Annotated in this window: 11 protein-coding genes; 4 read left to right on the forward strand and 7 right to left on the reverse strand. The window is 71.8% G+C overall.

From position 1 onward, the window contains the following. Nucleotides 1-63: 63 nt before the first annotated feature. The 4 genes from mshC to ABZS97_RS41060 form a co-directional block, all read right to left on the reverse strand. Complete coding sequence (gene mshC / locus ABZS97_RS41045; protein WP_356147829.1) at nucleotides 64-1,293, reverse strand: cysteine--1-D-myo-inosityl 2-amino-2-deoxy-alpha-D-glucopyranoside ligase; 1,230 nt, start codon at nucleotides 1,291-1,293, stop codon at nucleotides 64-66. A gap of 121 nt (nucleotides 1,294-1,414) precedes the next feature. Beyond that, entirely contained in the window at nucleotides 1,415-2,233 is an 819-nt protein-coding gene (locus ABZS97_RS41050; RefSeq protein ID WP_356147832.1) for an SCO1664 family protein, read from the reverse strand. After that, the gene (locus ABZS97_RS41055; protein WP_356147835.1) at nucleotides 2,197-2,787 is read right to left on the reverse strand and encodes a DUF3090 domain-containing protein; all 591 of its coding nucleotides are present in this window, start codon (nucleotides 2,785-2,787) and stop codon (nucleotides 2,197-2,199) included. The genes ABZS97_RS41050 and ABZS97_RS41055 overlap by 37 nt, the downstream gene beginning before the upstream one ends. 121 nt (nucleotides 2,788-2,908) lie before the next feature. Further along, nucleotides 2,909-3,595 (reverse strand): histidine phosphatase family protein, encoded by a 687-nt coding sequence (locus ABZS97_RS41060; RefSeq protein ID WP_356147837.1) that lies wholly within the window; start codon nucleotides 3,593-3,595, stop codon nucleotides 2,909-2,911. A gap of 62 nt (nucleotides 3,596-3,657) precedes the next feature. Between ABZS97_RS41060 and corA the strand changes: the two genes are divergently transcribed. Further along, nucleotides 3,658-4,656, forward strand: a complete 999-nt coding sequence (corA, locus tag ABZS97_RS41065; protein ID WP_356147840.1) for a magnesium/cobalt transporter CorA — start codon at nucleotides 3,658-3,660, stop codon at nucleotides 4,654-4,656. Between the two features lie 28 nt (nucleotides 4,657-4,684). Here corA and ABZS97_RS41070 read toward each other — a convergent pair whose 3' ends face one another. Next, a complete protein-coding gene (locus ABZS97_RS41070) occupies nucleotides 4,685-5,473 on the reverse strand; it encodes a ferritin-like domain-containing protein (protein ID WP_356147844.1) in 789 nt (262 codons plus the stop codon). 268 nt (nucleotides 5,474-5,741) lie between these two features. Then, entirely contained in the window at nucleotides 5,742-6,797 is a 1,056-nt protein-coding gene (locus ABZS97_RS41075) for an LLM class F420-dependent oxidoreductase (RefSeq protein ID WP_356147847.1), read from the reverse strand. Nucleotides 6,798-6,971: 174 nt separating this feature from the next. Between ABZS97_RS41075 and ABZS97_RS41080 the strand changes: the two genes are divergently transcribed. Together ABZS97_RS41080 and ABZS97_RS41085 are read left to right on the forward strand one after the other, a co-directional pair. Further along, on the forward strand, nucleotides 6,972-7,955 hold the full coding sequence (locus ABZS97_RS41080) for an aldo/keto reductase (protein ID WP_356147850.1): 984 nt from the start codon (nucleotides 6,972-6,974) through the stop codon (nucleotides 7,953-7,955). Further along, on the forward strand, nucleotides 7,952-10,231 hold the full coding sequence (locus ABZS97_RS41085) for a helix-hairpin-helix domain-containing protein (protein ID WP_356147853.1): 2,280 nt from the start codon (nucleotides 7,952-7,954) through the stop codon (nucleotides 10,229-10,231). Before ABZS97_RS41080 ends, ABZS97_RS41085 begins: the two co-directional genes overlap by 4 nt. Nucleotides 10,232-10,336: 105 nt before the next feature. Here ABZS97_RS41085 and ABZS97_RS41090 read toward each other — a convergent pair whose 3' ends face one another. Further along, the gene (locus ABZS97_RS41090) at nucleotides 10,337-11,053 is read right to left on the reverse strand and encodes a hypothetical protein (protein ID WP_356147856.1); all 717 of its coding nucleotides are present in this window, start codon (nucleotides 11,051-11,053) and stop codon (nucleotides 10,337-10,339) included. 47 nt (nucleotides 11,054-11,100) lie between these two features. On the opposite strand from ABZS97_RS41090, the gene ABZS97_RS41095 reads away from it, so the two are divergent. Next, nucleotides 11,101-11,289: a DUF5703 family protein gene (locus ABZS97_RS41095; RefSeq protein ID WP_356147860.1), complete on the forward strand. Its 189-nt coding sequence runs from the start codon at nucleotides 11,101-11,103 to the stop codon at nucleotides 11,287-11,289. Nucleotides 11,290-11,347: the final 58 nt, after the last annotated feature.

The following is an 11,347-nucleotide window of genomic DNA, read 5'->3' on the forward strand; positions in this document are numbered from 1 at the left end:
CCGTCGACACCCGTAACCCGCCCGGCGCCCGGCTGATCGAAGAGGTTCGCCAGGGAGCGGCGACTACAGGGCGACGCCCAGAAGAGCGTCCACGGCACGCGATACGACGCCGGGGGCGCCCTCGTCCGTACCGCCCTGTGCGCCCTGGAGCGCCGCCCAGCGGTCCACCGCGGCGAGCGCGGCGGGTGCGTCCAGGTCGTTCGAGAGGGCCTCGCGGATCTCCTCGACGAGAGCGTCCGCCGAGGGGCCGTCTGGCCGGGAGACGGCCGCGCGCCAGGCGTCGAGACGGGCGACGGCGTCCTGAAGGACCTGGTCCGTCCACTCCCAGTCGGACCGGTAGTGGTGCGCGAGCAGCGCGAGCCGTATGGCCGCCGGGTCGATCCCGTCGTAGCGCAGCTTGGAGACGAAGACCAGGTTGCCCTTGGACTTCGACATCTTCTCGCCGTCGAGGGCCACCATGCCGGCGTGGACGTACGCCTTGGCCATCGGGAACTCGCCGGTCAGCGCCTGCGCGTGCGAGGCACCCATCTCGTGGTGCGGGAAGGCGAGGTCGGAGCCGCCGCCCTGCACGTCGAAGCCCATGCCCAGGTGGTCCAGGGCGATGGCCACGCACTCGATGTGCCAGCCGGGGCGGCCCCGGCCGAGCGAGGCGCCGTCCCAACTGGGCTCGCCCGCACGGGCGGCCATCCAGAGCATCGGGTCGAGCGGGTTCTTCTTGCCCGGGCGGTCCGGGTCGCCACCGCGCTCGGCGGACAGCAGGCGCATCGCGGCGGCGTCCAGGTGGGACACCTGCCCGAAGTGCGGGTCGGACTCGACGGAGAAGTACACATCCCCTTCGAGCTCGTACGCCGCTCCCGCGTCCCGCAGTCGCTCGACCAGCGGGACGATGCCGGGTATCGCCTCGACGGCGCCGATGTAGTGCTGCGGCGGCAGCATCCGCAGGGCGGTCATGTCCTCGCGGAAGAGGACGGTCTCCTTCTCGGCGAGGGCGACCCAGTCGATACCGTCGCGCTCGGCCCGCTCCAGCAGCGGATCGTCGACGTCGGTCACGTTCTGGACGTAGTGAACCTGCCGCTTGGTGTCGAGCCACACGCGCTGCACGAGGTCGAACGCGTTGTAGGTCGCCGCGTGACCCATGTGGGTCGCGTCGTACGGCGTGATGCCGCAGACGTAGATACGGGCGACGGGACCGGGGGCAAGGGTGACGAGCCCACCGGTCGCGGTGTCGTGGATCCGGAGGTCGCGGCCCTCACCAGGCAGGGCGGGGACCTCAGAAGCGGGCCAGGCATGCATGTCATGAGCGTAACCGGACGGATGTTCCGTACACGAACCGGACCACCCCTGACGGCTGGAAACGCCCTCTTGCGCGATGCCTGCCGCCGTGCGTCAGAGGCTCACGGCGGTGGCGGACGCGTCACACCGGCGGCCACGGAATCGCGGGCCACTCCCCGCTGGGCTCCGGGTGCGTGCCCGAGGCGAGCAGCGCGACGACCCGTGCGCGCGTGGCGTCGATCTCGGTGGGGGTGATGAGTTCGGCCAGCCGGGTGGCGAGCGGCGCGCCGGCCGCGAGGCCCTCGCGCAGCGAGGTGAGCGTCGCGACCGCCTCCGGGGTCAGCGGCTCCCCCGCCCATCCCCACAGCAGTGTCCGCAGCTTGTTCTCGGCGTTGAAGGTGACCCCGTGGTCGATCCCGTACAGCCGTCCCTCGTCCCCCGGCAGCAGGTGCCCGCCCTTGCGGTCGGCGTTGTTGATCACCGCGTCGAGCACGGCGAGCCTGCGCAGCCGTGGATCGTCGGCGTGCACGAGCAGCGCGGTCCGTCCCTCGCCGACCTCGGCGAAGCCGATCGCCTTCCAGCCCTCCTCGGGCTCCTCGCCGTCCACCAGGGCGAGCAGCCCGGTGTCGGGTTCGGCCTCGATCCAGAGCTGGCACATGCCCTCGCCGTAGGGTCCGTCGCGCAGCACGGTGGGCGGCACGAGCTCCCAGCCCATCGCCTCGGACACCTCGTACGCGGCGACCTCGCGCTGTGCCAGGGTGCCGTCGGGGAAGTCCCACAGGGGCCGCTCCCCGGCGACGGGCTTGTACACGCAGAACGCGTCGCGGCCCTCGTAGGAGACGGAGCAGTACAGCACCGCGTTCGAGGCCTCACGGATCCGCCCGCGCACCTTGAGCTCGCCCTTGGCGAGCAGTTCGGCCGTGGTCACGCTCCGCGGCGGTATCCGTTCTGGCGCGGACATACGTGTCCTTCCGGGTCGAGCGGGAGGCTGCACAGCGGGCAGGGCGGCCGTCCTGCGTTGACGACGTCGAGGGCACGCTTGGCGAAGGCCCGTGCCTGCGCGCCGGTGAGCCGGACGCGGAGCATCGGCGGGCCGTTCTCCTCGTCCTGCAGGAGCCTTTCCTCGGCCTCGGCGAGGTCTTCCTCGGAGTCGGCGTCGAGCTCCACGAGGGCCTGCGCCTCGACGATCATGCGCTGCTCGTCACCGTCCCAGGCCAGCGCCATGGTGCCGACCCGGAACTCCTCCTCCACGGGGGCCTCCAGGGGCGCGGTGTCGGAGACCTCCGCCGGGGCCATGGCGGGGACGGGAGCGATGCCTCCCGTGCGCCGTACGACCTCGTCGAGAAGCTCGTCCATACGCTCCGCGAGGGCCGCGACCTGGGTCTTCTCCAGGGCCACGCTGGTCACCCGGGGGCCCGAGGAGGCCTGCAGGAAGAAGGTACGGCGCCCGGGCAACCCGACCGTACCGGCGACGAAACGGTCCGGGGGGTCGTAGAGGAACACCTGACGGGACACGTCCTGTCTCCATTGAATCGACATGCGAACCGGCTGACTGCGTCGGCCCGCATCGGCTGCTGACAACACTTGCGACAACTACTGCGCTGCTTCGACCGCTTCACCCTACTGCGGTCGACGATCACGGTGCGCCCGCACCGCCCCCGACCGTGGCGTCATCGGCCGGCGGTTCCTCGCGCGGCGCCAGCGAAGCGAAGTCGCCGGTGTCGCCGAGGCGTACGAGAAACGGCCGCAGTCGTGTGTAACGGATCGCGGTGATGGAACACGGTTCAACAGAGATCCGCTGGAAGAGGTCCAGATGAAGTCCGAGTGCGTCCGCGACCAGAGACTTGATGATGTCGCCGTGCGAGCACATGAGGTACACGGCGTCGCCGCCGTGATCGCGCTCCACGCGCGCGTTCCACTCGCGGACCGCTTCGGCGGCCCGCGTCTGCATGGCCCGCATCGACTCACCGCCGGGGAACGCGGCCGCGGACGGATGGGCCTGGACGACTCCCATCAGCGGCTCGTCCATCAGCTCGGCGAGCTTGCGGCCGGACCAGTCGCCGTAGTGGCACTCGCCGATGCGCTCGTCGGTGTGTACGCGCAGCCCGGGACGCGCGTCGAGCAGCGGCCGCAGCGTCTCCTGACAGCGCTGCAGCGGACTGGTGACGACCTCGGAGATCGGCAGCGCGGCGAGGCGGCCGGGCAGCGCCGCGGCCTGCTCGGCGCCACGCTCGTCGAGGGCGACGCCCGGGGTCCAGCCGGCGAGCAGTCCGGCGGTGTTGGCGGTGGAGCGTCCGTGCCGGACGAGGATCAGGGTGGGCATGCGGCCCAGGGTAGGCGCCCATCGGCATGCGTTCCCGGGTGGGCGAGGGGAGAATACGCTCTGTGATCGTCGACTGCGCCATCTACCGCGACGGCCGCCGGACGGAGGGTCCCGACGACCTGTCCGACGCACTGGCCGAGGCGCGCGCCCGCGGCGACAGCTTTCTGTGGATCGGCCTCTACGAGCCGACGGAGAAGGAGTTCGACACGGTCACCGAGGAGTTCGGGCTCCATCCGCTGGCCGTCGAGGACGCCCTGAAGGCACACCAGCGCCCCAAGCTGGAGGTGTACGACGACTCGCTGTTCATGGTCCTCAAGCCGGTGACGTACGAGCCGAACAGCGACACCGTCACCTCCGGGGAGCTGATGATCTTCGTCGGCGACTCCTTCGTGGTGACCGTGCGCCATGGCGAGGGTGCGCCGCTCGGGAGCATCCGGCGTCATCTGGAGGAGCAGCCGCAGACGCTGCGGCACGGGCCGACGGGGGTGATGTACTCGATCACGGACTCCATCGTCGACCACTACCTCGACGTGGCCACCGAGCTGGGAACCGACCTGGAGGAGCTGGAGACCGAGGTCTTCTCCCCCACCGGCGGCGGATCGCGGCACACCGCGTCGCGGATCTACAGGTTCAAGCGGCAGATCCTGGAGTTCCGCCGCGCCACCGGCCCGCTCGGGCCACCGCTGACCCGGCTGGCGGGCCTGGTTCAGTCCGGCGTGGCGGTGCCCTTCGTGCACGACGACGCGCGGCCCTTCTTCCGTGACGTCAGCGACCATCTGACGCGCGTCAACGAGTCCGTGGAGGGGCTGGACCGGCTGGTCTCGGACATCCTCTCGGCGCATCTGGCGCAGATGAGCGTCCGGCAGAACGACGACATGCGGAAGATCTCGGCGTGGGCGGCGATGGCCGCGGTGCCCACGATGATCGCCGGGATCTACGGCATGAACTTCACACACATGCCGGAGCTGCACTGGCGGTGGTCGTATCCGGTGGTCATCCTCGCCATGGTGGTGCTGGAGGTCGGCCTGTACCGGCTGTTCAAGCGGCGGGGATGGCTGTAGTCACCCGCCACGCGTGCGTGGCGGTTTCCTAGGCGAACTCCGGGGCGCTGGTCGCGGGGCCGCCGAGCGCGTCGCGCCGCTCGGGCATCCGCAGCGAGACCATCCGCCGCCATCCGGCGACACGCTCGTAGGCGTAGACGGCGTGGATGCCCGCGGCGAGGACCGACGCCTTGGGTTTCGGCCAGCCGAGGATGCGTCCCATGTGGTCCATCACGGCGAGGCTGACGTCGCGGTAGACACGGATCTCGGCGAGGGCGCACTCGCGCAGGGTCCGCTGGATGGGGCGGCCGTGCCCGGCCTGTGCGAGGCGCAGCAGTTCCTCGTGGCAGTACGCGAGGTGGTTGTCCTCGTCGTTCGAGATCATCCGCACCGCGCGGCCGATGTCGGGGTGATCGGCGAAGTGCCTGCGCAACAGGTCCATCTGCTCGGAGGCGCGCTGTTCGGTGACGCGGCTGTGGGCCAGATAGGTGACGATGTCCTGCACGGTGAGCGGCTCGTCGCTCTTGAGCCTGTCGTGCGCGAGGCCGATTCCCCGCCGCTCCAGGAGCATCGTGTAGTCGGTGTCCGCCGGGACCTCGACGGGGCGCAGGCCGCGCTTCTTCATGAGGGCGTTGAAGATCCGCCCGTGCTTGTCCTCGTCGGCGCCGTGCCGGGTGATCCTGGGCGCGAGTTCCCGTTCGCTCGGCGGGACGAGGGCGGCGATCCGCGCGTTCTCCCAGCCTCCCTGGGTCTCCCCGCCGGCGGCGATGGAGCAGAAGAGCCGGAACGACTCGTCGTTGTCGATGATCTCCTGGAACAGACTCTTGGCCGAAAGCATCACTGGCACCTCCATGCAGGGTTCCGCAGAAACCGAGTCAAATGGGATGTCAGGGGCGCGGCAACCGATGTGTCCGACAAATCCGCCAAACGAAGGATGACGAGGGACGCTCCGGCGCGTAACCCACCGGGACCTTGCGCGTTGTTCTCCGTGACGGCCGTGGCGGGGAAGACCCCCCGAGCCCCCACCACGGCCGCAGAACTCCTCAGTCCCGCTGGTGACGCGCACCCTCGCGTCCCGCGGATGGTGCGCTTCCGTCCTGTTGGCCCTAGGCCAGCCCGGCGCGCTCCAGGGCCTCGAAGCCCGCCCGGAGCGAGGCGATGCGGTCGTCGAGCGTGAAGCCGGCCGGGGCCAGCGTCAGCGTGGTGACGCCGGCGGCCGCGTAGGCCTTCATGCGGTCGGCGATGCGGTCGACGGAGCCGAGGAGCGTGGTCTGGTCGATCAGCGTGTGCGGGACGGCGGCCGCCGCGCCCTCCTTGTCGCCGGACAGGTACTTGTCCTGGATCTCGGCGGCTTCCTTCTCGTATCCCATGCGCTGGGCGAGCTGGTTGTAGAAGTTCTGCTTGCGGCTGCCCATTCCACCGACGTACAGGGCGGTGTAGGGGCGGAACATGTCGGCCAGCGCCGTCACGTCCTTGTCGGCGCCGACCGCGAGCGGCAGCGTCGGACAGACGTCGAAGCCCTCCATCGTCTTGCCGGCCTTCTCACGGCCCGCGCGCAGGTAGGTGAGCGCGGTGTCCTCGATGTGCTCGGCCGAGGGGAAGATCAGCAGGGCGCCGTCGGCGATCTCGCCGGTCTGCTCCAGGTTCTTCGGGCCGATCGCGGCGATGTACAGCGGGATGTGCTCGCGCTCCGGGTGCACGGTCAGCTTGATCGGCTTGCCCGGGCCGTCCGGCAGGGGCAGCGTCCAGTGCTCGCCCTCGTACGACAGCCGTTCACGCGTCATCGCCCTGCGGACGATCTCGACGTACTCGCGGGTGCGGGCCAGCGGCTTGTCGAACTTGACGGCGTACCAGCCCTCGGAGACCTGCGGCCCGGACACGCCGAGGCCGAGGCGGAAGCGGCCGCCCGACAGGGAGTCGAGGGTCGCTGCGGTCATCGCGGTCATCGCCGGCTGGCGGGCCGGGATCTGGAAGATGGCCGAGCCGACGTCGATGCGCTCCGTCTGGGCGGCGACCCAGGTGAGCACCGTGGCCGCGTCGGAGCCGTAGGCCTCCGCGGCCCAGCAGACGGCATAGCCGAGCCGGTCGGCCTCCTGGGCGACGGCCAGGTTGTCCGCGTCCATTCCGGCACCCCAGTAGCCGAGGTTGATCCCGAGCTGCATGGCCGATCCCCTTACCGATCAGTAACGTCCCTTGTGCCGGAGACACTAGCGCGCCGGTGGACAGCGCGGCAGGGAAGGGTTTCGGCGCACAGGACCCGCGTCGGCAGGTCCTGGTGATCCAGGTTGTCCACAGGGCCCCCACGTACCGAGTTCCGGCCAGTAATCTCGGCGTCCATGGAGCAGAGGCATCTCGGCCGTACCGGCCTGCGTGTGTCCCGGATCGGACTCGGCACGCTGACATGGGGGCGGGACACCGGCGAGCACGACGCTGCGGAGCTGTTGAAGGTGTTCTGGGAAGCGGGCGGGACCCTCGTCGACACCGCGGACGTGTACGGCGACGGGGAGGCCGAGTATCTGCTCGGACAGCTCATAGAAGGGCTCGTGCCACGCCGGGACCTGGTCATCTCGACGAAGGCGGGGAGCGTACCGGACCCCGACCGCCGCTTCGACGGCTCGCGCGGGCATCTGCTCTCCGCGCTCGACGCCTCGCTCGCCCGGCTCGGCACGGACTACGTCGACCTGTGGCACGTGCACGCCTTCGATCCGGGCACGCCGCTGGACGAGACGCTCCAGGCACTCGACATCGCTGTCAGCAGCGGCCGTGCGCGCTACGCGGGCGTGTCCAACTTCTGCGGCTGGCAGCTCGCCAAGGCGGCTACCTGGCAGCTCGCGGCGCCCGGCGTGCGCACCCGTCTGGCCAGTACGCAGATGGAGTACTCGCTGCTCCAGCGCGGGGTGGAGCGGGAGGTGCTGCCCGCCGCCCTCGACCTGGGCGTCGGCCTGCTGCCCTCCTCGCCGCTCGGTCGCGGTGTGCTCACCGGCAAGTACCGGGGCGGGACGCCCGCCGACTCCCGGGGCGGCTCGGAGCACCTGGCCCCCTTCGTCGCGCCGTACCTCGACGACGCGGCGAGCAGCATCGTGGACGCCGTGACGACCGCGGCGGACGGCTTGGCCGTGACGCCGATCCAGGTGGCGCTCGCCTGGGTCCGCGACCGCCCCGGAGTCGCCGCCCCCATCATCGGCGCGCGCAACGCGCAGCAGCTCACGGCCGCATTGTCAGTGGAGACCCTTAGTCTTCCTGACGAGATCTGCCGGGCGCTCGACGACGTGTCGGCACCCGTGCACCACTATCCCGATCACGACTGGAGCACGCTGTGACCACGGAGCCCGAGACCACGGAGGAAGCGGAGCCGGGGACCCCGGGGGCCGGTGCGCAGGACGGCGCGCCGGAGACCGGGACCACCGAGGAAACGGCGCCCGACAGCGAGGACGGGGACGGCGGCGAGGCCGGTGCCGCCGGCGAAGCAACTGAAACCGCCGAAACCACCGAGGCCGCAGCCCCCGCGGAACTCTCCGAGGCACAGGCCGAGTTGGCGGCCCAGCGGGAGCTGCGGGAGCGGATCGCGCAGCGCAAGGCCGAGAAGCAGGGCCCCGTCGAGGCCGGCGGCAAGCTCAGCGGAACGGCCGCCGACCTGCTCGCCGCGGTACGCGCCGTGGAGAGCGGCGCCAAGCCGCCGGCCACCGCCTTCCGCGAGCCCGCGCCCGCGCCTCGCAGGACGGTCCCCGAACCTGTGCGGCGGCCGGAGCCCGTGGTCGCGACGCCCGCCGCGCCGTCGCCCGTGGCACCGGAGGCCCTCGACGCCGTACGCGCGGTACTGACCGAGGGCGGGGCGCCCGACGCGCTCGCGCCGCAGGTCGTCGCCGCCCTCGGCGAGGACGCGGACAGGCAACTGCGGGAGGATCCCTGGCAGTTGCTGCGGGTCTCGGCGGTGCGGCCGGAGCAGGCCGACGGGTTCGCGCGGGCGCTGCTCGGCGCGGAGTGCGGCCCCGACGACGAGCGGCGCGGCCGGGCCCTCACCGTCTGGCTCCTTGAGCAGGCGGCCCTCGCCGGGCACACCGCTCTCGACGCCCCGGCGCTCACCGCGGCGCTCGCGCAGCGCTCGGTGCCGGACCCCGACACGGCCGTGCAGGGCGCGCTCGCGGAGGGCGAGGCCCTGGTCTTCCAGGACGCTCTTGAGACGACCGTGCCCGCCGCGCCGGCGCGGGAGGAGGCGCAGGACGATACGGCGGAGCCCGAGGAGCAGCCGGTCCGCGTGCTCATCGGTCTGGAGCGGTACGCCCTCGCCGAGGAGAGCCTCGCCGACGGCCTCGCCCGGGTGGTCAACGCACTGCCGAAGGAGGACGCGCCCGACTGGGCCCGGGCCGCCGAGTCGGCCACCGGTTCCACCGCGGAGCTGATGCGCACGGTCGCCGGTCACGGCCTGGTGCTGCACACCGGCGGCGAGGCGGCCCGCGCGGAACCGGCGGCGCTGGTCGCGGCGGCCCGCGCACTGGGCCTGCGGGCGTACGCGGCCGCGCACACCGCGGACGGACAGCGCCGGTTCGCGGAACTGGTCGCGGCAGCGCGGGAGTCGACGGGCGCCGCGGACGAGACCGGCACCGAGAGCGAGACCGGCACCGAGGGCGAGGCGCTCGATGCCGCGGTGACCACGGTCGCCGCTCTGCTCTCCGGGACCGAAGGGCCGGGCCGGGACGCGGACGGGGCGTTCGCCCTTGACCTCCTGGTCGTGCTGGACGCCCCGCAGCTCGATGTCGAGACGGCGGCCCTGCTCGCCGAGTCCCTGGCGGACGGGTCCCGACTCGTGCTCAGCGGCGACCCGGGCGTGCTGTGGTCCGCGGGTCCGGGACGGGTCTTCGCCGATCTGCTCGCCGCGCGGGTCTTCCCGCAGGTGGCCTCGCGGACGCCCGACCCGGGACCCATCGGCGAACTGGTCTCCGGCATCGGCATCGGCGAGCTGAACCAGGTCGAGGCGCCCGGCAAGGAGGTCGTGATCGTCCCGGTGCGGGACGCCGGGGAGGCCGTGCACCGCACGGTGCAGCTCGTCGCGGACTCGGTGCCGCGCGCGTTCGGCATCCCCTCCGAGCAGACACAGGTGATCACGCCGGGGCACGGCGGCGCGGCCGGTACGCGCGCGCTGAACGCGGCCCTCAAGGAACGGCTGAACCCCGGCCCCGGCCGCTTCGGCGGCTTCGACCCGGGCGACCGGATCGCCTACTCCCCCGTCCCTGGCCGTACGGTGCCGGGGCAGGTGGTGAAGGCCGACGCCGACGGACTGCACCTGGAGTGCGCGGGCGCCCCCGTCGTCGTGGCGAAGGAGCGGGTGGAGCAGTCGGTGCGGCACGGCTGGGCCCTCACCGCGCACCAGGCGGTGGGCCTGCGGCTGCCCGCCGCGGTCGTGGTGCTCCCCGGCGACGCCGCGCAGGCCCTGACCCGGCCCTGGGTCTACACGGCCTTCGGCCGCGCCGAGCGCCATCTCTCCATCGTGCACGGGGTGGAGCAGGCCCTGCCGCGGGCGGTGGCGGAGGTCCCGCAGAAGCCGCGCACCACCCGTCTGCCGGTCCTGCTCAAGGCGCAGGTCCCGGCGGCCGGTTGAGCCGTCGGCTCACACACGAAGGTGGCGGTCACCGGTGTCCCGGTGGCCGCCACCTCATGCGTTCTCAGTGATCACCTTTCAGCGATTGGCGATCAGGTTCAGCGATCAGCGATCAGCGTCCAACGGTTCAAGATCGCCGTCGTCGTCCAGATCTCCGTCGAGCGCGGGGCCCGGGACGAGGTCGTCGTCCTCGTCGAGATCGTCCTCCGCGTCGTCGTCGAAGACCGCGCTGACGTCGAAGCGGCAGATCACGCGCTGCGGGTCGGTCTGCTCGAACGGGGACTCCAGCCACTCGCCGGGATCAGCCGGTTCGTCCGCGGCCGTGACCCAGAGCGTGGAGTCGCCCTCCTCCAGGCCGAACTCCTTGTGCCGGGAGGCGATCTCGTCCGGTTCGAACTCGCCGAACAGGACGCCGAGCGCCCCGTGGACCGTGCCGGACGCCTCGACGTCCTCACCCACCACGCCCTCGTCCTCGGCGGCCTCCACCCGCTGGGCCTGGGCCAGCAGGCGCTGCGGCTCCACCACCGCGTAGTCCCGGCGGATCAGCACGCTCAGCGCGTTCGGCTCCTCCGGGCCCGTGTAGGGCGGCAGGGTGTCTTCCGAACCAGGGATCTCGAAGGGTGTGACCTCGTCGTAGCGGTCGTAGAGAAGTTCGTCGTACTCCTCGGCCGCCGCGGCCAGCTCGTTGAACGCCTCGTAGACGGCCGGGTCGTCATCGCCCGACCTGCGCTCGACCGCCGCCAGGTGGCGGTCGAGCGCGGTCTTGACCGCCTCGGCGGCGGCACGTACCTCGGCAGCGGTGGGCTGCACAGCATCAGACATAGGGCAGACGCTATCCGTACACGGCCTCTGCCCGCACAATAGATGCGATGCCGGAATACGAATTTGTCGACGTGTACGTACCGCGCGGGGTCTCCCGCAAGGAAACGACACGCCTGCTGACGGACCATGCGGAGTACGGACACTGGGAGTTGGACCGCCTCAGCCTGCATACCGACGGCAGCCGCAAGGTGCGGCTGCGCCGGCGGATCATCCGCCAGGTGCGCGCCACCTGGTGAGGAAAGGCTGAAACGGAGCGGGGCCCCCCGCGGGGGGGCCCGCCCCCGCGGGCACGCC

It is taken from the genome of Streptomyces sp. NPDC005485, assembly GCF_040606085.1.
In the GTDB taxonomy this organism is placed as follows: Bacteria; Actinomycetota; Actinomycetes; order Streptomycetales; family Streptomycetaceae; genus Streptomyces.